This is a genomic window from Streptomyces sp. MBT53, from assembly GCF_016654115.1.
Lineage (GTDB): Bacteria > Actinomycetota > Actinomycetes > Streptomycetales > Streptomycetaceae > Streptomyces.
This window is the reverse complement of sequence record NZ_JAEQAZ010000021.1, coordinates 11870-34341: the sequence shown is the minus strand read 5'-3', so window position 1 is coordinate 34341 and position 22472 is coordinate 11870. Positions and strand designations below refer to the sequence as shown.

The window sequence follows — 22472 nt, the reverse complement described above, 5'->3', positions numbered from 1 at the left end:
ACGTCAGCACGGCAGTCGTCGACAACTGGCGTTGGGCAACCGGTTTCCGACCCGTATCCGCCCGCTCAGGACGACTTCGGCACATCCCCGGTCCGCCGCAACCGCCGTACGACCGACCGCAGTTCCACGGCACCCCGTGCGGGCGTGCCCACGACCGGGACCGCCGGCTCGCGCGTCGCCGTGTCGGCCGCCCACAGGGCGAACTCGGGGTCGCGCGGGCCGTTCGCGACATAGGGCGCGCCCTCGCCGAAGATCTGGACCGGGTGCGAGTCGTCCCAGGCCCGCCAGCCCGGGTCGCCGTCCACGGCGAACCGGATCCAGGCCCCGTGCATGGCGTCGGCGAGTTCCTGGGGTGCGCCCTCGCCCGCGAGCTTGGCGGCCTCGGGGACGTCGCCCGTGTCGAAGACGAAGCCGAGTTCCAGGGCGTGGCAGGAGCCGAGGCCGGGGAGGTTTGACGGCCAGGCGAATTCGTAGAGGTGGGAGTTGCCGGGGCGGGCGTCGGCGAGGCGGTGCAGTGGGTAGCGGAGCAGGTGGTCGGTGACGAGTTGGCCGACGGTCTCGGCGGTGCCTGCTCCGGGGTGCAGGGCGCGGTAGCCGCGCGGGACCTCGACACCGCAGTGGCAGCGGGCCATCGCACCGGCCAGGGCGACCGCGCCGAGCCGGTCGACGCGCTCGTGCAGGCCGCCGGGCACCAGCCACAGCCGGTACTCGTCGCGGGTCCAGCCCATCAACAGGTCCACGTCCCGGGCGACTTGACCGTCGATGAGCGCCTCCAGCGGGTCGCGGGGCACCAGTTCGCCGTCGATGACGATCCCGAACGTGGGCCCGCCGAGCACCGGGCTGCTGAGCCTGCCCACGTCGGCCTGGGTACGCAGCAGCAGTTCGCGGTCGACGGCGGCGAAGGCCTCGGCGGTGGCGGGGACCTTCAGCCGGGTCGCCATCCGGCGCACCATCCGCCGTACCTTGTCGCGGTCGAAGGCCTCCGGGGGGCCGCTCTGCAGGACGGCCCGGCGGACGAGCCCTTGGGCCTGCGGGGCGGCGAGCAGGGCGCCGATGCTGATCGCGCCGGCGGACTGGCCGAAGAGGGTGATCTTGTCGGGGTCGCCGCCGAATGCCTCGATCGATTCGTGCACCCAGCGCAGCGCGGCGAGCTGGTCGCGCAGGCCGGGGTTGGCGGGGGCGTCCGGGAAGAGGCCGTAACCCTCCACGCCCAGGCGGTAGTTGACGGAGACGAGGACGACTCCGTCGCGGGCGAAGGCATGTCCGTCGTAGACAGGGACGGCCGAGGAGCCCCGGGTGAGCGCGCCGCCGTGCAGCCAGACCATGACCGGCAGCCGGGCGCCCGGGCCGGGCTCGGGGGTCCATACGTTGAGGTTGAGGCAGTCGTCGCCGGGGACGACGGGGTCGGAGAGCAGTTTGGCGAAGGCGTCGGAGTACGGCGGCTTCGGCGGGGTCGGCCCGAAGGCGAGCGCGTCACGCACCCCGGTCCAGGGCTCGGGCGGGACGGGCGGGCGGAACCTGCGCGACCCGAAGGGGGGCGCCGCGTAGGGGATGCCCCGGAAGACCGCGATCCCGTTCTCGTACCGGCCGCGTACCGCCCCGTAGGGGGTTCCCACCACGGGGCCCGTCTGCTCCGCCGTCGCCGCTGCTGCCGTAGCCGTCATCTGCCCACCAGCTCCTCACCGCGCTCGTGAACCACGCTCATCAGAGCATCACATCGCGCCCGGCTATTCCGGCGGACGAACTCCGCCAGCCGGGTCACGTCATGATTCCGTCCGCTGCACCCCCTCTCACCGATTGACCCCCGCTCCCCGGCAGATCTACGGTAGAAGACGCTTTCAGAAAACGTTTCCTGTCACGTACTGGAGGGTCATGCCCAGCGCCCAGCCGCCGAGGGCCGTGTTCGCCATGGATCCGGTGCACCTGCCCCTGCTCTTCCCCCCACCCCTGATGGCACGGCTCCGGGGGACCGCCGAGATCGACCCCGGGCTCGTCGTACGGGACTTCGCCGCCCCCGAGGCCGCCGCGGCCCTGGCCGGGGCCGAGGTCCTGATCACCGGCTGGGGCTGCCCGCACCTCGACGCCGACGCCCTCGCGGCGGCACCCCGGGTGCGCGCCGTGCTGCACGCGGCCGGATCGGTCCGCTCGCTGGTCGGCGAGGCCCTGTGGGAACGCGGGGTGACCGTCTCCAGCGCGGTCACCGGCAACGCGCTGCCGGTCGCCGAGTACACCCTCGCCATGATCCTGCTCGCCGGGAAGGACACCTTCGCGCAGCGGGAGCGCTTCCGGCACGCGCACGCGTACCCGACACCCGCCGAGACCGCCGCGATCGGCAACCTAGGCCGCCGGATCGGCGTCATCGGCGCCTCCCGGGTGGGCCGCCGCCTGCTCGAACTGCTGCGGCCCTACGACTTCGAGGTCCTCCTGCACGACCCCTACGTCAGCGTCACCGAGGCGGCCGTGCTCGGTGCCGAACTCCTGCCGCTGGACCACCTGTTGAGCAACAGCGACATCGTCAGCCTGCACGCTCCCGACATCCCCGAGACACAGCGCATGCTGGACCGCGGGCGGCTCGCCCTGATCCGGGACGGCGGGGTGCTGATCAACACCTCCCGGGGCGCGCTGATCGACCACGACGCCCTCACCGACGAGCTGCTGTCCGGCCGGCTCACCGCGATCCTGGACGTCACCGAGCCCGAGCCGCTGCCCCCCACGTCCCCGCTCTACCAGCTGCCGAACGTCTTCCTCACCCCCCACATCGCGGGCTCGCTCGGCAACGAGCTGGCGCGGCTCGGCTCCATCGTCGTCGACGAGCTGGAGCGGCTGGCCGCGGGCCTGCCGCCCGCCCACGAGGTACGGCACGCGGACCTGGCCCGTGTCGCCTGATCCGGGCCGTCCACAGGCCCTCCTGCCTGGAACAACGATGGGATACGGTTTCCGGACCGGCGCGGGAGCAGGGCCTCGCGCGCCCGGTGGGGAAGCCGATACCGCGAAGGAGTCGCCACGGTGAGTCAGCGCAAGACGTCGGGCGACGTCGGCCGGGCCACGATCCGGGACGTGGCGGAGCGCGCCGGGGTCTCGGTGGCGAGCGTCTCGCGCGTGCTGTCCGGCAACTACCCGGTGTCGGAGGAGCTGCGCCGCCGGGTGATGAAGGTCGTCGGCGACCTCGACTACGTCACCAACGCGCACGCCCGTTCCCTGGCCGGCGGCGGCACACCGACCGTGGCGATCCTCATCAACAACATCACGGGCGCGGCATTCGCCCATGTGGCCAAGGGAGTTGAGGGCGCGGCCACCCTGCGCGGCTGGCTCTCCCTGGTCGGCACCACCGGCGACGACCCGGAGCGCGAACTCGCACTGGTCAACCTCATGCGCCAACAGGGCGTCGCCGCCGTGGTGTTGCTCGGCGGCGCCTACGACGTCGACGAGTACCAGCTGCGCATGGCCCGCTTCGCCCGCTCCCTCGACGCGGCCGGCTCGCACCTCGTGCTCGTCGGCCGCCCGCCGCTGGAGGGCGACGTCCCGGCCACGACGGTCGACTACGACAACGAGGGCGGCGCCTACGCCATGGCCAGCCACCTCCTCTCGGCCGGCCACCGCCGGGTCCTGCTGCTGCCCGGACACGCCGAACTCACCACGGCACAGGGCCGGTTGAGGGGGGCGCAACGCGCCTTCGAGGCGTACGGCGTGCCGTTCGACCCGGGGATGGTGCGGCACGGTCCGTACGACTACGAGCACGGGTTCGAGGCGGTCGAGGAGAGCCTGAAGGGAGGGGTGGACTTCACGGCGGTGCTCGCGGGCACGGACGTGGTCGCCGCGGGTGCGATGCAGGCGCTGCGCGCGGGGGGCCTGCGCGTGCCCGAGGACGTGTCGATCGTCGGCTACGACGACATCCCGCTGGCCTCCCAGCTCACCCCGCAGCTGACCACCGTGCACGTCCCGTACGAGGAGATGGGCCGGGTCGCGCTGCGCGCGGTGGCGGACCGGCGCGAGGGCGGCGGCACGGGCCGGCGCAGGGGAAGCGACGGCGACCATCTGGTGCTGGGCACACACGTCGTCGTACGGAACTCGGTGCGGCCGCCCGCTCGACGGGACTAGTCCAGCCCACGGAAAGCACACGGCGAGCACACGGAACCAGGGCGTTACGTAACCGGTTTCTCTTCAAAGTCCCAGGCCGGACGGGGTCTGTCCTGGGCTGTCGAAACAAGTCGCTGCACACCTCTTGCTCCGAACAGCCCCCGATGTCTACCTTCCAAGCAACCGGTTTCTACCTCTTCTCTTCCGAAGGAACACGGTCTGATGAACTTCACCAGCCCCCGGAGAAGGTTCGCTCGGGCAGCCGTCGCGGGCCTAGCACTGACAGGTCTGCTCTCCGCCTGCGGCGGATCCGGCTCGGGAGACAAGACGTCCTCCGGTCCGGTCACCCTCCCCTTCTGGGGCTGGGCCAACGGACAGGACGCCGTCGTGAAGGCGTTCAACGCCGCCCACAAGGACATCAAGCTCAAGTACACCAAGGTCACCGACCAGTTGACGATGCAGAAGCAGCTCACCAACGCGGTCAAGGCCGGCAACGCGCCCTGCCTGGTGCAGAACACGGCGGAGTACGTGACCACCTGGGTCTCGCAGGGCGCGCTCGCCGACATCTCGCAGTACGTCTCCGCCGACAAGGACAAGTTCAACGCGGGCGCCTGGGCCAGTGCGCAGGTGCAGGGCAAGTCCTATGGCGTGCCGACCAGTTCGGCCCCCGCCTTCACGATCTACCGCACGGACATCTTCCAGAAGTACGGCCTGAAGGCGCCCACGACCTGGGACGAGTTCATCGCCGCGGGCAAGGTGCTGAAGAAGCACGGCATCAAGATCACCAACTACGCCGGTGAGGACCCGAGCACCCTGGAGGTGCTCTCCATGCAGGCCGGGGCGCACTGGTACGCCATCGACGGCAACTCCTGGAAGGTGGACTTCCAGGACGCGGGCAGCCTCAAGGCGGCCAAGGTGATCCAGGACATCGTCGACAACGACCTCGCCTCCAAGCTGTCGTTCGCCGACTACGCGGCCGTACAGCGCAACTACGACAACGGCGGCACCGCGACCCGGCAGATCTCCACCTGGCAGATGGCGGGCATGGTGCAGAACTTCACCAAGTCCGACGGCAAGTGGGCCCTTTCGCCCTGGCCGACCTTCGCGGGCGAGGCCGCCAAGACGCCGGCCGGCACCAACCAGAGCGGTGGCGTCACCCTGGTGACCAAGCAGTGCGCGCACCAACAGCAGGCCGCCGAGGCCGCGTTGTGGATGTCGACCGACACCGGCGCGGTGAAGACGATGGCGAGCCCGACCACCGGCAACGGTGTGATGCCGGCCCTCGCGGACAGCAACGCGTATGTCGCCGAGGCCATCTCCGACAAGCTCCTCGGCACGAACTACGAGCCCGCGAAGAAGGTCGTCACCGACAGCCTGGGCACGGTCACCTCGGACTGGGTGTTCGGCCCGGACTGGACCGCCATGTTCACCGAACTCCAGACGGGCTGGGCGAAGGTGATGAACAAGGAGGAGAAGGTCACCGATCTGCTGGCCCACATGCAGGAGTGGACGGTCAAGGACCTGAAGTCCCGCGGTATCAGCGTCAAGGGCTGAGGCAGCACAGATGATTCGCTCCCAGCGCTGGAAGGGTGCCGCGTTCACGGTGCCCTTCCAGCTCGGTTTCGTGTTCCTCTACCTGATACCGATCGGGTACGCCGTCTACGAGTCACTGTTCGTGGAGCACCAGTCCGGGCTCGGCCTCGGCGGCTCCACGGAGAAGTTCTCCGGCCTCCACAACTACCAACAGGGCCTGACCGACTCGGCGTTCATGAACTCGGTACTGCGCGTGGTGCTCTTCGCGTGCGTGCAGATCCCGGTGATGCTGCTCGTCAGCCTGCTCCTCGCGCTGTTCCTGGACGCGCTGTCCTCGAAGGTCGCGGGCCGCTTCCGGATCCTGCTCCTGGTGCCGTACATGATCCCGGGAGTAGTGGCGGCGATCGTGTGGATCAACCTGTACAGCCCGGACGTCGGCCCGCTGACCCCGCTGGGCAAGGTGTTCGGCCTGTCCTGGAACTTCTTCGCGCCCTCGATGGTGTGGCCGTCCATCGGCAACCTGCTGACCTGGCACGGCATCGGCTACAACATGGTCATCATCTACTCGGCGCTCCAGGGCGTGCCCCGTGACCTCTTCGAGGCGGCCCGGCTCGACGGCGCCTCCGAGTTCCGGGTCGCGACGAGCATCAAAATCCCTTACGTACGAGGGGCGTTGGTGCTGACCGGGATGCTCTCCATCATCCAGATGCTGCAGATCTTCAACGAGCCGGCGCTGTTCCGGAACGTCACCCCGCAGACGGTCAACGACAACTTCACGCCCATCATGATCATCTATAACCAGGCGTTCAACGCGGGCAACTACCACTACGCGGCGGCCCTTTCGGTCCTCCTCGCCCTCATCCTCGGCCTCGCCTCCTTCCTCTTCTACCGGCTCACCGCGAAGGAGGCCGACGCATGACCCTCACCGAGGACCGCCGCACCGCCCATCAGGTCCGGCGTCTCAACAAGCCCGATCCGGCGGCCCGTTCACGCGGCGGCCAGCGCTTCCTGCTCGTCGGTCTTGTCCTGGCCAGCGCCTACAGCCTGTTCCCGGTGTGGTGGCTGATCGTCGCCGCCACCAAGAACCGCACCGGCCTCTACCAGAGCAACGGCCTGTGGTTCTCCGGCATGCACCTGTGGGAGAACCTGCGCCAGGTCTTCACCTACGAGAACGGCATCTTCCTGCGCTGGACCGCCAACTCGTTCCTCTACGCGGGCGTCGGCTCCCTGGGCGGCACCCTCATCGCGCTCGCCACGGGCTACGGCCTCGCACGCTTCGAATTCCCGGGCCGCAGCGCGGTGTTCGCGTGCGTGGTGGGTTCGTTCCTGATCCCGATCGCGCTGCTCACGCTGCCGCTGTACCTGATGTTCTCGAAGATCGGCCTGGTCGACACCCCCTGGGCGATGCTGATCCCCTGCCTGATCAACCCGTTCAGCGTCTACCTCGCCAAGGTGTACACCGAGGCCACGATCCCCTTCGAACTCCTGGAGGCGGCCCGCCTGGACGGCGCGGGCGAACTCCGCATCTTCTTCAGCATCGTGCTGCGGATGATGACGACGGGCGGCGCCACGGTCTTCCTGCTCGCGTTCGTGAACACCTGGAACGCCTTCTTCCTCCCCCTCACCGTGCTGCGCGGCGAGAACAACTGGACCCTCAACATCGGCCTCTACAACTGGTCCGGCAAACGCCTGGAGTCGGGCGTCGACCTCACCAGCCTCGTCCTGACCGGCGCGCTGCTGTCGATCGTGCCGATGGCCGTGATGATGGTGGCGATGCGGCGGTACTGGCGCACGGGCGTCACCCTGGGAGCCCTCAAGTGACCTTGCTGCACAACCCCGTTGTCCGTGGCTTCGCCCCCGACCCCTCCATGGTGAGGGTCGGCGACTGGTACTACGTGGCGACCAGTTCCTTCGAGTGGTTCCCGACGATCCCGATCCACCGCTCACGGGATCTCGCGCACTGGGAGTACGCGGGCCACGTCCGGGGCGCGGCCCCCGGCGACTCCCTCGCCGGCGTCCCCGACTCGGGCGGCATCTGGGCGCCCTCGCTGAGCTGGGACGGCGAGCGTTTCTGGATGACGTACTCGATCGTCCGCTCGGTCGGCACGCCGTACTTCGACGCCGACACCTACGTCACCACGGCCTCGGACATCGGCGGGAAGTGGACCGTTCCACAACGGGTCGTGAGCCACGGCTTCGACCCGGCGCTGTTCCACGACGAGGGCCGGCTGTGGCTGCTCAACCTCCAGAACGACCACCGCCCCGGCGGCCGGCGCTTCGCGGGCATCGTCGCGACCGAGTTGGACCGGTCCACGCTCGCTCCGGCGGGCCCGACCCAGCTGCTGCTCCAGCACGAACGGCTCGTCGAGGGACCGAAGTTGGTGCGGCGGGGCGACTGGTACTACCTGCTGCTCGCGGAGGGCGGCACCGGGTTCCAGCACGGGGTGCTGGTGGCGCGCGGCCGTACGGTCACCGGTCCGTACGAGGTCGACGACCGTCCCCTGCTGACGTCCCGGGACGATCCGTCGGTGCCCTTGCAGAAGGCGGGACACGGCGAGCTGGTCGAACTGCCGGGTGGTGACTGGGTGTTGAGCCACTTGGCGGCTCGGCCTGTCGCGACTCCCGCAGGGCCTCGGTGCACCCTGGGCCGGGAGACTGCGGTCCAGGCGGTGACCTGGGACGCGGAGGGCTGGCCGAGGCTGCGGGACGGGGGGTGGCACCCGGCGGAGGAGGTCGCCGTGTCGACGCGCCCCGCCGCAGTTCCCGCCCAAGTCGCGTACTCGGAAGGGCCGTTGGGGTGGCCCTGGAACGGTCCACGCGGATACCCCGACCCGTCCTGGGCCGACGTCACCACCCGCCCCGGCTGGATCCGGCTGCGCGGGCGGCACGGGCCGGAGTCGCGGTGGGCGCACAGTCTGCTCGCCCAGCGGATCACCGAGCATCGGGCGGAGGTCGAAGTCACCGTCGAGGCACGGCCGTCGACGTTCACGCAGGCGGCGGGGCTGGTGCTCTGGTACGGCGCCGAGGCGTATCTGAGTCTGGACCTGACCTGGGCGGAGCCCGAGGGCGAGGGGCAACACGGGCAGCAGTGGCAGAACGGCGGCGGGCGTACGGTGCTGCGGCTGGTGGAGCGGGACGAGGACGTGACACGTGAAGTGGCCCTCGTCGAGGTCGAGTTCGGGGCGCCGGTGACGCTGGGGGCTACGGTCGACGGTGCCGACGCGCGGTTCTGGTATGTCCGTGACGGCGAACGCGTGCCGGTGGGACCGGTGTTGGACTTCAGCCGGCTCTCGGACGACCACGGCTCGCGGCTGCGCTTCACCGGGGCGATGGCCGGGATCCATGCCGTGGATCTCGTCGGGGCGGAGTTCACCGCCGACTTCGGCGGCTTTCGCCTGGAGTGCGCCCCGCCCCGCTGACCTGTTCGGGGTTTCGAAAGATCGGGTCGCCGTCATCACGTGAATTCCCTGGTCTTCCCGCCGTGTTGACGCGCACCTATCGTAGGAAGCGCTTTCTGATCGGTTGGTGGTCGGGCCGTGGAACAGCGCTGGTCGAAACTTTCGATGGCCCTCGGGCGGGCTGGAGAGGTGGTTCCCGATGGTCCGTGCGGGGAGCGCGAGCATGACGGCAGGGCCGACGCTGGCGGTCGTGGCCCGTGAGGCCGGGGTGTCCGTGCCGACGGCCTCGAAGGTGGTCAACGGCCGGGAGGACGTGGCGCCGGAGACCCGGCGGCGGGTGACGGAGGCGCTGGAGCGGCTCGGTTACGTGCGCAGGCCGCGCTTCGACGCGAACAAGGCGCCGGGGCTTGTCGACCTGGTCGTGCACTCGTTGGAGAGTTCCTGGTCGGGGGCGGTGCTGCACGGGGTGGAGGAGGCGGCGTACGAGGCCGGGCTTGAGGTGGTGGTCTCGGCCGGGCTGACGCGGACGCGGGCCGACCGGCCCGAACGGGGCTGGCTGGACAAGCTCGTCGGCAGGGGATCCTCCGGAGTCCTGTTCAATCTGGCCGAGTTGACGCCGTCGCAGTACGCGTGGCTCGACCAGCACCGGATCCCGTTCGTGATGATCGACCCGGTGCAGGAACCGCCGCCGGGTGTGGTGTCGGTCGGTGCGGCCAACTGGCACGGCGGGGTGACGGCGACCGAGCATCTGCTGTCGCTGGGCCACGAACGGATCGCGGTGATCGCAGGTCACCGGCACAAGATGTGCAGCAGCGCCCGCGTCGCCGGTTACCGCTCCGCGCTCGCCTCCGCCGGGGTGCCCGTGCGCGCGGACTACATCCGCCACGGCGGCTTCGACCAGGCCATGGCCCGCACCCGGATGCGCGAACTCCTCGACCTGCCCGCACCGCCGACCGCGGTCTTCGTCTGCTCCGACCGGATGGCGCTCGGTGTCTACGAGGCCCTGGCGGAACGGGAGTTGAGCATCCCGGGCGACATCAGCGTGGTCGGTTTCGACGACCTTCCCGAGTCCCGCTGGGTGACTCCGGCGCTGACCACGGTCCGGCAGCCGCTGTCGGAGATGGCGGCCACGGCGCTCCGCCTCCTGGTCCGCATGATGGACGGCGACCGGCCGGAGAGCACGCGGACGGAGTTGTCGACGCGGTTGGTGGAGCGGGCGAGCACGGGTGCGCCGGGCGGCCGGTAGCCTGCCGCGATATGGCCATGTCATGGGAGAAGCGGCAGTTGATCGCGGACGGCTTCGAGCCCACGTATGTGGACTTGGAGTGGTACGACGGGCCGCGAAAGGGAGTCGCGCTCGTCGACGGCGTCCCGCACTACTACGAGGGCCGGGAGTACGACCGCCGGGACGAGGCCGACGTGTACGCGGTGTGGCCCGCGAGCGAGGCGGCGGTGGCGTGGGAGCGCGAGCAGTGGGCGATCTTCGTCAGGTACCAGGTCTCCGATCCCAGGGGCGACGAGCATCCCGGCCTCGGAGGGATCGACGCCCGCTACGACGAACTGGACCTGCTCCTCGCACCGCACCGTGAGGCGCCGGAGGGTGCCCGACGGCTCGTGGGCGAGGTGCGGTTCGACGACGGCGACGACCGCTACCGGCTCGACGGGGTCGACCACTGGTTCCGGTGGCGCCCGGTCGGGTGAGAGCGACCGCCGTCCCGGCGAGCGGTGCGCGGGCCTAACTCAGCCGCGCCGCCCAGGTGATCCCGCCCAGCAGGTGTGCCCGGAAGTCCGGGTCCTCGTACGCCTCCGAGGCGTGACCGAGGGCCGTGTAGAAGACCCGGCCCGCGCCCTTCTCGTGGCACCACGCCAGGGGGTGGTCGGTGCCCATCCCGCCGCCCTCGTAGGAGGATTCGTCGGCGGTGAGGAGGACGTGCGTCGAACTCCGGGGGTTGGTGCGGAAGTCGTACCACTCGTCCGTGAACTGCCATACGGCGGGCAGGTGTCGAGTGGCCGGGTGGGTGCGGTCCTCGGTCACGGCCTTGCCGGGCTGGTGGGCGGGGTGCCGGTCGAAGCGGGCGCCGAGGAGGTCGCCGTAGTACGGCCAGTCGTACTCGGTGCAGGCCGCCGCGTGGACGCCGGCGAAGCCGCCGCCCGACTCGACGTAGGACGCGAGGTGTTCGCGGCCCGCCGGGGTGAGCACCTCGCCGCTGGTGGAGAGGAAGACCACGGCCGCGTAGTCGTCCAGGGGGTGTTCGAAGGCGGCGGGGTCCTCCGTGGCGGTGATCTCGAAGGGGCCGAGGGTGCGCAGGGCGGTCACCGCGGCCGGGATGGAGTCGTGGCGGTAGGCGGTGGTGCGGGTGCAGACCAGGAGGCGGGGTGCGGCAACAGCCATACGGGGCAGCCTATTTCACTCCGTGGGCTCAACCACCCGTCCCCGCACCGTCGTTGAACTCCCTGGGCGGGAGGACCACGGCGAGTTCGCTCTTGTACGGTCGGCGCAGCGACCGGGCCGACTCGCGCAGGATCTCGCGACTCACCTTGCCCTGCTCGGCGGCGACATGCACGAGGTGGTCCTTCGCCGCCATCACGTACTCCGCGTCTCCCCCGCCGGTGCGGTACCAGGCGTTCCCGTCGCGTACGCAGGTCATGTGCTCGGTGGTCACCGCCTGCGTCGTGCAGTTCGCGTCGGTCATCGTGCCGGGCTCCACGCGCAGGTTGATCACGGCACCGGTCTTCGGCGATATGTACGCCACGGAGAGACCGACGTCCGAGACGCCCACCGACTGCTGGGCGAGGGTGAATCCGGGCGGGTCGATGACGTAGACGAGGTCGGGGTCGAAGCCCAACGTCTTTGCGCGGGAGGCGATTTCGGCGGACGTCGCCGGGGTCGGGGAGGAGGAAGGAGAAGAGGAAGGGGAGGACGAGGCCTTCGGGGTTCCGGCACCGGCACCCGACTTCTCGGTACCGCAGCCGACCATCAGCGCGGGCAGCAACAGCAACAGCGGCAGGGCGCGCACGGCACGGATCATGGGGCCATCCTGCCGTACACGGCGTAGCCTGGGTGGGGATGAATGCCGTTCCCGCACGCCTGGACCATCTCGTCCTCGCGACCCCCGAACTGGCGGCGACCGTCGCCGACTTCACCCTGCGCACGGGTATCGCACCGGTGGCCGGCGGCGCCCATGTCGGACTCGGCACCCGCAACTACCTGGTGTCTCTCGGTGGTTCGCGCTATCTGGAGATCCTCGGTCCCGACCCGGAGCAGGCCGAGCCGTCCGGGCCGCGGCCGTTCGGTGTCGACGGGCTGTCCGGCGCCCGGACCGTGACCTGGGCGATCAGTCCGCCCGATCTGGACGCGGCGGTCGCGGCGGCCCGCGCCCAGGGGTACGACCCCGGGCCCGTGCGGGCGATGAGCCGCCGCCGGCCCGACGGCACGCTGTTGGAGTGGCGGCTCACGGACGGGGACACGGCACACCCCTCCGGTCTGGTGCCGTTCCTGATCGACTGGAGCGCGTCGCCGCATCCGACCGCCTCGGGTCTGCCCGTCGCGCCCCTGCTGGAGCTGGCGGCGACCGCCCCGGCACCGGACGAGATCCGCCCGCTGCTGTCCGCCGTGGGCGTGGAACTGGCGCTGGCCGAGGGCCCGGTGGGCCTCTCCTTCACGGTGAACACGCCTCGCGGGGCGGTGACGTTCTCATGAAGGGTTCCGGTGCACCTTTCTCCGTAGGCACTCTCGACAAGGCGCGGCACCTGCCCTGGCGGGCCAGGGGGCGCCTGCGCGGAGTGCGGAGGAACGGCAGGACGGGGGTTCTGCTGATCGCCGAGATCAGGGAACCGGTTCGCAGCTTCACCGACAGGGCGGGGGTCGTGTCCGTCCGCGAGAACGGCCTGAAGATCTGCTCTCGGGACCGTTTCGCCACGGCACCGAAGTTCGTCGACGTCCCGCCTGGTCTTCACGACATGCAGTTCACAGTGAGGCGTTGGAGGGCGAGCAGGACCAGCTCGTTCCGGAGAACCGTGGAGCTGCGGGAGGGTGACGTCCTGGTCGCGTTGTGCGATCCGGTGCAGCCGAACACGTTCTACCGCAAGAGCCCGTCCATGGACTCGTGGATCGTCGGGATCATTTCAGCGGGCGAGGACGCGTCCGATTCGTTCAAGACCCGCCGACCGCCCCCGCCTACCGTGGCCCCATGACTCCACGATTCGATGCGATCGGCCTGGTCGTCTCCGACATGGCCGCCTCTGTCGCCTTCTACCGTCGGCTCGGGTTCGGTTTCCCCGAGGGTGCCGAGGACCAGCCGCATGCCGAGGCTCAACTCCCCGGCGGGCTGCGGCTGTTGCTGGACACGGAGGACACCGTCCGCTCGTTCCACGCGGGTTGGCGGCCGCCCACCGGAGGCAGCGGGCGGGCCGCGCTCGCCCTGCTCTGCGACGATCCCGCCGAAGTCGACCGGGTGTACGAGGAGTTGGTCGGTGCCGGGCACCACGGGGAGCTCAAGCCGTGGGACGCGTTCTGGGGGCAGCGGTACGCCGTCGTGCACGACCCCGACGGCAACGGCGTGGATCTCTTCGCGCCGCTGAACCCTGCCTAGCCGGTCCGGCCGAGCAGCTGCCCCAGCGGCATCCCCGCGAACTCCCTGACGTCCCGGGCGAGATGGGCCTGGTCCGCGTAGCCGGACCGGGCCGCCGTCTCCGCGAAGGGGACTCCGGCGCGGGCCAGTGCGAGGGCGCGCCGGAGGCGCAGCACCCGGGCGAGCGTCTTGGGGCCGTAGCCGAAGGCGGCCAGGGAGCGGCGGTGCAACTGGCGGGCGCCCAGGCCGAGTTCGTCGGCGGTGGCGGCCACCGGGCGGCCGGTGTCGAGGGCCGCGACGAGGTGTCGTAGGAGTGGGTCGGGTGGGGGTGCCTGGGCGGCGCGTTCCAGTGCCGCTTCCTCCAGTGCCGTCGCCGGGTCGGGGGCCGTGGCGAGGCGGGCGTGCAGACGCCGTACCGTCGCGGCGGGCCAGAGGTCGGTGAGGTCGACACGGAGGTCGCGGAGTTCGTGGGCCGGGACGCCCAGGTAGGTGGGGGCGGTGCCGGGGGCGAAGCGGAGGCCGGCCCAGTGGGCGGGTTCGGTTCCGGGGACGTACGCGCGGGTGTCGGGGCCGGCGACCAGCAGGCGGCCCTCGTTCCAGAGGAGGTCCATGCAGCCGTCGGGCAGGACGGGGTGGACCGGGGTCGAGTCGGGGTTCTCCATGGTGCGGGTCCACACCACCGCGCCCGGCAGTCGCGATGCCCTCTCCGCGTACATGCCGGCCAGGCTACGCCGACCGCGTCCGGTGCTCCTGCGGGCTGACGCCGTAGACCCGTTTGAAGGCGCTGGAGAGCGCGAACGCGCTGCCGTAGCCCACGTCCCTCGCGATCGCGGCGATCGTGTCGTCCGTGTCGCGGAGGCGGTCGGCGGCGAGGGCGAGGCGCCAGGCGGTGAGGTAGGACATCGGGGGCTCGCCGACCAGATCGGTGAAGCGGCGGGCCAGGGCCGCGCGGGAGACGGCGGCCTTGGCGGCGAGGGAGGCGACCGTCCAGGGGTGGGCGGGATCGTCCTGGAGGAGACGCAGGACCCTGCCGACCACCGGGTCCGCCTGGGCGCGGTACCAGGCCGGTGCCTCCGCCTCGGGGCGGGAGAACCAGGCCCTCAGCGCGGCGATGACCAGGAGGTCCAGGAGGCGGTCCAGGACGACTTCCTGGGCGGGTTCGTCGCGGACGATCTCCTCCATGAGGAGGGGGGTGAGCGGGCACTCCCAGACCTCGGAGGGGAGGGCGAGCAGGGGTGGCAGGGCGTCCAGGAGGCGGCCGTTGATCTCGCCGCGCATGAGGTAGGTGCCGATGAGCATCACCGTGGAGCCGTCGAGGCGGTCGCCCCAGGTGCGGACGCCGAGGTCCATCGAGCCCTTGAGGGAGGTGCCGTCGGGGTAGCTGCACTCGCCGCCGGGCAGGATCAGCGCCTGCGGGGGTGTGTCCGGGGCGTCGCCGCAGGTGTACGGGTCGGGGCCGCGCGCGATGGCGAGGTCGCCGGCCCGGAGGCGTATCCGCTCGCCCGTCTCAGGGGTGATGCAGGCGTCGCCGCGGACCATGAGCATGACCGTCAGCGGGGCGCGGTCCTCGATGCGCAGGGCCCACGGCGGGTCGAAGCAGGCGCGGATCATGAAGGCGCCACGCGCGCGTGGACCCTCAAGAAGGCCTGACAGGGCGTCCATGCGGCCAGCGTAGACGCGCGCTTATGGGAATGAGCCGTTCAGCGATGGCCCGTGCGCGGGCACCGGCGTTGACTGGACGGCATGACAGAGAACGCACGGGACATGACGATGGTGGTGACGGGCGCTTCGGGTCGTACCGGGCGCCGGGTGGCGGAGGCCGCGCGGGCGGCGGGGCTGACCGTACGGGAGGCCTCGCGGGCGCAGGGCTTCGACTGGGCGGACCGGTCGACGTGGGCGGACACGCTGCGGGGCGCCGACGCCGCGTACCTGGTGTATCCCTCGGACGTCGGGGCGCCGGACGCGCCCGGCGCGGTGGGGATGTTCGCGCACGAGGCGGTCTCGCTGGGCGTACGGCGGCTGGTGCTGCTGTCCTCGCGGGGCGAGGAGCGGGCGCGGCCGACCGAGGAGGCGCTGCGCGGGTCGGGGGCGGACTGGACGGTCGTAAGGGCGGCGTGGTTCGCACAGAACTTCAGCGAGGGGCCGCTGGTGGAGGGGCTGCGGGAGAGCGGGGAGCTGGTGTTTCCGGCCGGTGAGGTGCGGGAGCCTCCCCCATAGCCTTAAGGGCATGGGAGGTGCCCCCAGTCGATGTGCGGGACATCGCGGATGTGGTGGTGGCCGCGGTGACGGCCGGGGACCGGTATGCCGGGCAGGCGCTCACGGTGTCCGGGCCGCGGCTGCTGACCTTCGGGGAGGCGATCGCGGAGATCTCCGCGGCGGCGGGGCGGGCGTTGACGTACCGGGCGGTGTCGGCCCGTCAGTACGGCGACGATCTGGCCGGGTTCGGGGTGCCGGACGGGGAGGTCGAGTTCCTGGTAGAGCTGTTCGAGTCGCTGCTCGACGGGCGGAACTCGTATCTCTCGGACGGGGTTCAGGAGGTGCTGGGGCGTGAGCCGCGCGACTTCTCCGAGTTCGCGCGGGAGGCCTCGGCGGCGGGCGTCTGGAAGGTGTGAGTGGGCGTCCGGAAGCCGTAGCGGAGCGTTACTTCACCGGTCCCGGTGTGTCCCCGCCGTTCTTGTGGGTGCTCTTGACGTGGGTGCTCTTCGCGTGGGTGCGCAGCCTGGACGTGACGTCCTCGGGGGGCAGGAAGCGGGACCAGCGTTCGGGGAACTCGGAGGGCATGTCGCCGTCGTCGGGGTCGTCCGGGTCGTCGTCGTCCTGGGTGCGGGCGGCGGCCATGCGGGCGACGTACTCGGCGGCCTGCTCCTCGTGCCGGCGTTCGTTGGCGGCGCGGGCGGCGGCCGTCGCGGCGGCCGGCCAGACCCGGTCGATGGCCGCGTTGACGGCGGCCCCGACGAGTACGGCGAACGCGGACACACCGATCCACAGCAGTACGGCGACGGGCGCGGCGAGGGAGCCGTAGATGGTGGGGCCCTCGACCGTGCCGGTGAGGTAGATGCGCAGGAGGTAGCTGCCGAGGACCCACATGGCGAGGGCGACCAGGGAGCCCGGCACGTCCTCGATCCACGGGGATCGGACGGGCACGGAGACGTGGTACAGCGTCGTGAGGAAGACGACGGACAGGACGATGACGACGGGCCAGTACAGGACCTGTACGACCGTCTCCGACCAGGGCACGACCTTCACCACGGCGTCCGGTCCGGCCACCATCAGGGGCAGCGCGATCGAGCCGATCAGCAGGGCCGCGATGAACAGCGCGAAGGACACGATCCGGGTCTTGACGATGCCGCGTACGCCGTCGAGGCCGTACATCACGGTGATGGTGTCGATGAAGACGTTGACCGCGCGGGAGCCCGACCAGAGGGCGAACAGGAAGCCGATCGAGATGACGTCGGGCCGGCCGCCCTTCATGACGTCGTGCAGGATCGGCTGGGCGATCTCGTGCACGCCCTTGTCGGTCAGGACGGTGCGGGACGCCTCCAGGATGTTGTTCTCCAGGCCGGCGATGCTGTGCGCGCCGGTCCAGCTGTCGACGTAGCCGAGCAGGCCGATGAGGCTCAGCAGGAGCGGCGGGACGGACAGCAGCGTGAAGAACGCGGCCTCGGCCGCGAGGCCCAGGATGCGGTACTCCATGCAGGAGTTGACGGTGTCCTTGACCAGCAGCCAGGCGGTCCTGCGCTTGGAGACGTTCCGGTAGAGGGCACGCGCCCGGTGGAACCGGCCGGTGGGCCGCTCGGGGGTTTCACTTGCTGACTGCACGCCCTAAAGGTATCCGCCGCGCCGGGATGCACTCATCCCCCGGGGGCGTCGGCCGGGACCGGGTGCCTGCCGGCCGGCCGTGTCATGCTCGCGCTGGCCGAAACTTTTCGGTCCGGAATTCGAATTGGCATTCGAGATTTTAATGGTTGTTTTGGAGAGCTTCCCGGTGAGGACTTCGTCCGTCAATCCTGATTGACCTTCCCGGTACCCCGCGAAGTCGAAAAAGCGCCATTGCCCAAAACAGCCTTGACCCGTTCCAGAATGTCCAGAAATAATCCGGACTGCATTCGTTGCGCGCGTTGGGACGACGTCAGCGCACACGACTCGGGGGAATCACATTGGGTCCATGACCGGGACCACGTCCCAGAAATTCACTTTCACCCCACCCGTTTCGCGTGTGCCGTTTTCGTCTTTGGCGATTTTGGCAATTCAAAGACAATGATCAGCACCAAGGAGCCACGTGGTGGGAAAACCCGGCGCCGGCACCGAGACCGTTCTCGCAGAGGTCCTGGCCGGTGTCGTACGCAAGGAAGCAATACCGCTCGACAGTCACTTCTTCGACGACCTGGGCGCCAACTCGCTGGTGATGGCGCACTTCTGCGCGCGGGTCAGGAAACGCGACGATCTCCCGTCGGTCTCGATGCGGGACGTCTACGGCCATCCGACGATCCGTAGTCTCGCGGCGGCGCTCGCCGACACCTCCGGGCCTTCCGAGCCGGCCGTCGCAGAGCCTCCGCCGCCCGGCAGCACGGCCCGCTATCTGTTGTGCGGGTTACTTCAGTTCCTCGTATTCGCGGCGTACTGCGCACTCGCCGGACTTGTCACGGGCCGCGGCTACGAATGGGTTTCCGGCGGTTCCGGAGTGGCACAGGTTTATCTGCGTTCCGCGATATTCGGCGGCGCGGTGTTCATCGGTGTGTGCACGGTGCCGGTGGTGGCCAAGTGGGTGCTCGTCGGCCGCTGGAAGGAGACCGAGTTCCCGGTCTGGAGCCTCGCCTATGTCCGGTTCTGGACGGTCAAGGCGCTGCTGCACGCCAACCCGATGATCCTGTTCGCCGGCAACCCGCTGTACGTCCTCTACCTGCGCGCCCTCGGCGCCCGGATCGGCAGGGGCGTCACGATCCTGTCCCACTCCGTCCCGGTCTGCACCGACCTGCTCACCGTCGGAGACGGAACGGTCATTCGCAAGGACTCCTTCTTCCTCTGCTACCAGGCGCACGCCGGCCGTATCCGCACCGGCCGGGTCACGCTCGGCAGCGGCGTGTACGTCGGCGAGAAGACGGTCCTCGACATCGGCACGGTCATGGGCGACGGATCCCAACTCGGCCACTCCTCCGCCCTGTACGACGACGCGCGGGTCCCGGCGGGCGGACGTGTGCACGGCTCGCCGGCCGTCGCCACGGACGTCGACTACGTCCGCGTCCCGGCGGCGGACTGCTCCACGGCACGCCGTTTCGGCTACGGCCTGGCCGCGCTGCTGCAGATGCTGGTGGTCTACGTCCCGCTCGCGCTCGGCGGCACCTACATGGTGCTGACGGTCGTGCCGGCCCTCGACCACCTGCTCGACCCGAACAAGAAGGACCTCAACTCGGCCCGTTTCTACGGCGAGGCACTGGGTCTGTCGCTCGTGGCGTTCGTCGCCTTCGTGGTGCTCGGCTTCGTCTCCGTGTCCCTGCTGCCGAGGCTGCTCCGTCCGCTGCTGCGCCCGGACCGGGTGTATCCGCTGTACGGCTTCCACTACTCGGTGCAGCGCGCGGTGGCCCGCCTGACCAACCTGAAGTTCTTCAAGTGGCTGTGCGGCGACAGCTCGTACATCGTCGGCTACCTGAAGGCCATCGGCTACGACCTCGGCGAGGTGGAGCAGACCGGCTCCAACTTCGGTACGGAGGTGCAGCACGAAACGCCGTATCTGGCCCGTGTGGGAAGCGGCACGATGGTCGCGGACGGTCTGTCGATCGTCAACGCGGACTTCTCCAGTACGTCGTTCCGGCTGACCCAGGCCTCGATCGGGCCGCGCAACTTCCTGGGCAACAACATCGCCTACCCCTCCGGGGGCCGCACCGGCGACAACTGCCTGCTCGCCACGAAGGTGATGGTGCCGCTCGACGGCGAAGTCCGGGAGGGCGTCGGCCTGTTGGGCTCGCCGTGCTTCGAGATCCCGCGCTCGGTGGAGCGGGACAGCCGCTTCGACCATCTGCGCGAGGGCGACGAGCTGAAGCGCCGGCTGACCCTGAAGAACCGCGCCAACCTGCGCTCGATGGGCCTGTATCTGTTCGTGCGCTGGCTGCACTGGTTCGTGCTCACCGTCATCGGCTTCGCCGCCGTCGACCTGTACGGGGGCGAGGGCATCGGCGGGGGGCTGCTGATCGGCGCGTCCCTGATGCTCGGGCTCGGTTTCACCGCCGGGTACTACGTGCTGGTGGAGCGCCTGGTCGGCGGATTCCGGCCGCTGGAAGCCAAGTTGTGCTCGATCTACGACCCGTACTTCTGGTGGCACGAGCGGTTGTGGAAGGTGCCGGACCACTACATCCAGGTGTTCAACGGGACACCGTTCAAGAACCTGATCTGGCGGCTGCTGGGCGTGCGCATGGGCCGGCGGGTCTTCGACGACGGCGCCTACATCACCGAGCGCACGCTCACCGCGATCGGCGACGACTGCACGCTGTCGGCGCACACCAAGGTGCAGTCGCACTCGCAGGAGGACGGCACGTTCAAGTCCGAACTCATCACCATCGGCGACGGCTGCACCCTCGGGGTGGGTGCGCTCGTGCACTACGGGGTGTCGATGGGCGACGGGGCCGTACTCGCCGCCGACTCGTTCCTGATGAAGGGCGAGGAGATGCCCGCGCTGTCGCGGTGGGGCGGAAATCCGGCGGTGGCCCAGCGCGGCGCCGTCGTGCACATGACTCCCTGACGGCCTGGCCGCAGGGGGAAGGAAACAGGGGGGAAGAGAAAGATGGAGATCATTCCGCGGTGGACGCTCGCTCCGGTGCCCGGTGTGGCGGAGTACGAAGTGTCCCTGCCCGAAGGGCTGTTGATCGAGCCCGCGGCTTTGAAGGCCGCCCATGCGACCGTGCTCACCGCGCTCTCGGGGGAGAGTGTCGAGGAGGACCCGGCGCTGCAGGTGAGTGTCACGGGCCGCACGCTGCGGCTGCGGTACCGCACCGACGTCCTGGACGCCGGGGCCGCCGCCCGCATCGCGGGCTACCACGTCACCGTCCTCGCCGATCCGAAGCGGACGAGCCTGCTGTCCGAGGCCGAAGTCCGTTTCCAGCTGGAGGAGTTGGCGGGCCCCCGGCGGGAACTGCCGGACCGGCGGGTGCACGAGCTGTTCGAGGACATGGTGGAGGTGTGCCCGGACGCGGTCGCCGCCGTGCAGGGCGACCGGAGCTGGACCTACCGGGAGCTCAACTCCCGGGCCAATCAGCTGAGTCGGGCACTGCTGACCCGCGGCCTGACCCGCGAGGGTGTCGTCGCCGTGGTGCTGGAGCGCAACCTCGACTGGATGGCCGCCGTGCTGGCCGTGTTCAAGGCGGGCGGGGTCTATCTGCCCGTCGAGCCGCACTTCCCGGCCGACCGTGTGGCGCGGGTGCTGGAGCGCGCCGGGTGCGAGCTGGTGCTGACCGAGCACGGCAGTGACGGTTCGCTGGACGCGCCGGGCCGGGCCCTCCACGTCGACGAGGCCTACGCCGAGGGGCATCCGGACGGGAACCCCGGGATCGAGGTCTCGCCCGGTCAACTCGCCTACATCTACTTCACGTCGGGCTCCACCGGTGAGCCCAAGGGCGCGATGTGCGAGCACGCGGGATTCCTCAACCATGTCTTCGCCAAGCTCGACGACCTGGGGATCGGGGCCGGGCAGGTGGTCGCGCAGACCGCTCCCCAGTGCTTCGACATCTCGCTGTGGCAGTTGGTCTGCGCGCCGCTCGTGGGCGGACGGACGCTGCTGGTGGAGCAGGACGTGATCCTGGACGTGCCGCGGTTCGTCGACACGGTCGAGGCGGGGCGGGTCAACGTGCTCCAGGTCGTGCCGTCGTATCTGGAGGCCGTACTGGCCGAGTTGGAGCGGCAGCCGCGTCAACTCCCGGACCTGCGCTGTGTGTCGGTCACCGGGGAGGCCGTGAAGAAGGAACTCGTGGAGCGCTGGTTCGCGGCGCGGCCCGGGGTGCGGCTCGTCAACGCCTATGGCCTGACGGAGACTTCGGACGACACCAACCACGAGGTGATGGACCGGGCGCCGGACGGACCCCGGGTGCCGCTCGGCCGGCCGGTGGGCAATGTGCGGGTGTACGTCGTCGACGAGGATCTGGTGCCGGTGCCGCTGGGGGCGCCCGGCGAGATCGTGTTCTCCGGTGTGTGCGTGGGCCGGGGGTACGTCAACGATCCCGAGCGGACGGCGGCGGCCTTCACCGAGGACCCGTACCGGCCCGGTGCGCGGCTGTACCGCAGCGGCGACCACGGGCGCTGGCGGCCCGACGGCAAGCTGGAGTTCCTGGGGCGCCGGGACAGCCAGGTGAAGATCCGCGGCTTCCGCATCGAGATCGGCGAGATCGAGAACGCGCTGCTGCGGGTGGACGGGGTCAGGGACGGCGCGGTGGTCGTCGTACGCGGGACGCAGCTGGTGGCGTTCTGCACGGGTGACCGGCCCGTCGAGGCCGACGCCGTGCGGGCCCGGCTCGCCGAGTCGCTGCCCGCGTACATGGTGCCGTCAGTCGTGCACTGGCGGGCGTCGCTGCCGCTGACCGCCAACGGCAAGACCGACCGCCGCACGCTCACCGCGCTCGCCGGTGACCTGGACGCCGTCGGCGAGGGGCCCGGCACACCGGCCGAGCGCCGGCTGGCCGACGCCTGGGCGGTGGTGCTGGGCATCCCGGCCGACCGGATCGGCCGCCAGGACCACTTCTTCGACCGCGGCGGCACCTCGCTGGCCGCGGTGAAGCTCGCGGTCGCCCTCGACCGGGCGATCAGCCTCAAGGACGTCACCCGACACCCGGTCCTCGCGGACCTGGCCGGACTGCTGGAACGGCCGGTCTCCTCCTGAGACCCGCCGCACCCCCGGCCGAACGATCGACAG

At 70.4% G+C, this 22472-nt stretch carries 19 protein-coding genes and 1 pseudogene; 14 read left to right on the top strand and 6 right to left on the bottom strand.

The genetic code is table 11. The features are described from left to right. Positions 1–65: 65 nt before the first annotated feature. Entirely contained in the window at positions 66–1664 is a 1599-nt protein-coding gene (locus JHN45_RS10785) for a carboxylesterase/lipase family protein (protein WP_201048831.1), read from the bottom strand. A 208-nt stretch (positions 1665–1872) separates the two neighbouring features. On the opposite strand from JHN45_RS10785, the gene JHN45_RS10780 reads away from it, so the two are divergent. From JHN45_RS10780 to JHN45_RS10745, 8 genes are all read left to right on the top strand, one after another. Continuing rightward, positions 1873–2886, top strand: a complete 1014-nt coding sequence (locus JHN45_RS10780) for a hydroxyacid dehydrogenase (RefSeq protein ID WP_201048830.1) — start codon at positions 1873–1875, stop codon at positions 2884–2886. Positions 2887–3006: 120 nt separating this feature from the next. Further along, on the top strand, positions 3007–4098 hold the full coding sequence (locus JHN45_RS10775; protein WP_201048829.1) for a LacI family DNA-binding transcriptional regulator: 1092 nt from the start codon (positions 3007–3009) through the stop codon (positions 4096–4098). A 201-nt stretch (positions 4099–4299) separates the two neighbouring features. Then, complete coding sequence (locus tag JHN45_RS10770) at positions 4300–5631, top strand: ABC transporter substrate-binding protein (protein WP_201048828.1); 1332 nt, start codon at positions 4300–4302, stop codon at positions 5629–5631. Between the two features lie 10 nt (positions 5632–5641). Continuing rightward, on the top strand, positions 5642–6529 hold the full coding sequence (locus tag JHN45_RS10765; RefSeq protein WP_200713617.1) for a carbohydrate ABC transporter permease: 888 nt from the start codon (positions 5642–5644) through the stop codon (positions 6527–6529). Further along, complete coding sequence (locus JHN45_RS10760) at positions 6526–7431, top strand: carbohydrate ABC transporter permease (protein WP_200713618.1); 906 nt, start codon at positions 6526–6528, stop codon at positions 7429–7431. Before JHN45_RS10765 ends, JHN45_RS10760 begins: the two co-directional genes overlap by 4 nt. Further along, positions 7428–9029 (top strand): family 43 glycosylhydrolase, encoded by a 1602-nt coding sequence (locus tag JHN45_RS10755; protein ID WP_201048827.1) that lies wholly within the window; start codon positions 7428–7430, stop codon positions 9027–9029. The genes JHN45_RS10760 and JHN45_RS10755 overlap by 4 nt, the downstream gene beginning before the upstream one ends. 178 nt (positions 9030–9207) lie before the next feature. Next, positions 9208–10254 carry a LacI family DNA-binding transcriptional regulator gene (locus tag JHN45_RS10750; protein ID WP_200713620.1) on the top strand — a complete coding sequence of 349 codons (1047 nt, stop codon included), beginning with the start codon at positions 9208–9210 and terminating at the stop codon, positions 10252–10254. Between the two features lie 11 nt (positions 10255–10265). Beyond that, positions 10266–10709: a hypothetical protein gene (locus JHN45_RS10745; protein WP_201048826.1), complete on the top strand. Its 444-nt coding sequence runs from the start codon at positions 10266–10268 to the stop codon at positions 10707–10709. A 34-nt stretch (positions 10710–10743) separates the two neighbouring features. Here JHN45_RS10745 and JHN45_RS10740 read toward each other — a convergent pair whose 3' ends face one another. Then, positions 10744–11400 (bottom strand): ThuA domain-containing protein, encoded by a 657-nt coding sequence (locus tag JHN45_RS10740; RefSeq protein WP_201048825.1) that lies wholly within the window; start codon positions 11398–11400, stop codon positions 10744–10746. 28 nt (positions 11401–11428) lie between these two features. Further along, positions 11429–12037, bottom strand: a complete 609-nt coding sequence (locus JHN45_RS10735) for a hypothetical protein (RefSeq protein WP_201048824.1) — start codon at positions 12035–12037, stop codon at positions 11429–11431. A gap of 38 nt (positions 12038–12075) precedes the next feature. Here JHN45_RS10735 and JHN45_RS10730 point away from each other — a divergent pair, with 38 nt between their 5' ends. The 3 genes from JHN45_RS10730 to JHN45_RS10720 are packed head-to-tail and all read left to right on the top strand — an operon-like array spanning position 12076 to position 13600. Further along, positions 12076–12708 carry a VOC family protein gene (locus JHN45_RS10730; protein ID WP_200713624.1) on the top strand — a complete coding sequence of 211 codons (633 nt, stop codon included), beginning with the start codon at positions 12076–12078 and terminating at the stop codon, positions 12706–12708. Next, the gene (locus JHN45_RS10725; protein WP_201048823.1) at positions 12705–13202 is read left to right on the top strand and encodes a hypothetical protein; all 498 of its coding nucleotides are present in this window, start codon (positions 12705–12707) and stop codon (positions 13200–13202) included. Before JHN45_RS10730 ends, JHN45_RS10725 begins: the two co-directional genes overlap by 4 nt. After that, positions 13199–13600, top strand: coding sequence for a VOC family protein (locus JHN45_RS10720; protein WP_200713626.1), 402 nt, complete (start codon positions 13199–13201; stop codon positions 13598–13600). Before JHN45_RS10725 ends, JHN45_RS10720 begins: the two co-directional genes overlap by 4 nt. On the opposite strand, the gene JHN45_RS10715 is transcribed toward JHN45_RS10720, so the two are convergent. Together JHN45_RS10715 and JHN45_RS10710 are read right to left on the bottom strand one after the other, a co-directional pair. Further along, entirely contained in the window at positions 13597–14295 is a 699-nt protein-coding gene (locus JHN45_RS10715) for a helix-turn-helix domain-containing protein (RefSeq protein ID WP_201048822.1), read from the bottom strand. The two genes, JHN45_RS10720 and JHN45_RS10715, sit on opposite strands and share 4 nt — an antisense overlap. 10 nt (positions 14296–14305) lie before the next feature. Next, positions 14306–15241 carry an AraC family transcriptional regulator gene (locus JHN45_RS10710; RefSeq protein WP_201048821.1) on the bottom strand — a complete coding sequence of 312 codons (936 nt, stop codon included), beginning with the start codon at positions 15239–15241 and terminating at the stop codon, positions 14306–14308. 81 nt (positions 15242–15322) lie between these two features. Between JHN45_RS10710 and JHN45_RS10705 the strand changes: the two are divergent. Further along, positions 15323–16191, top strand: a pseudogene (locus JHN45_RS10705) (NmrA family transcriptional regulator). 28 nt (positions 16192–16219) lie between these two features. On the opposite strand, the gene JHN45_RS10700 reads toward JHN45_RS10705, so the two are convergent. Continuing rightward, a complete protein-coding gene (locus tag JHN45_RS10700) occupies positions 16220–17398 on the bottom strand; it encodes a YihY/virulence factor BrkB family protein (protein WP_200711901.1) in 1179 nt (392 codons plus the stop codon). Between the two features lie 463 nt (positions 17399–17861). On the opposite strand from JHN45_RS10700, the gene JHN45_RS10695 reads away from it, so the two are divergent. Together JHN45_RS10695 and JHN45_RS10690 are read left to right on the top strand one after the other, a co-directional pair. Continuing rightward, positions 17862–20312 (top strand): Pls/PosA family non-ribosomal peptide synthetase, encoded by a 2451-nt coding sequence (locus JHN45_RS10695; RefSeq protein ID WP_201048820.1) that lies wholly within the window; start codon positions 17862–17864, stop codon positions 20310–20312. Positions 20313–20354: 42 nt separating this feature from the next. Continuing rightward, positions 20355–22439 carry an amino acid adenylation domain-containing protein gene (locus JHN45_RS10690; protein WP_201048819.1) on the top strand — a complete coding sequence of 695 codons (2085 nt, stop codon included), beginning with the start codon at positions 20355–20357 and terminating at the stop codon, positions 22437–22439. Positions 22440–22472: the final 33 nt, after the last annotated feature.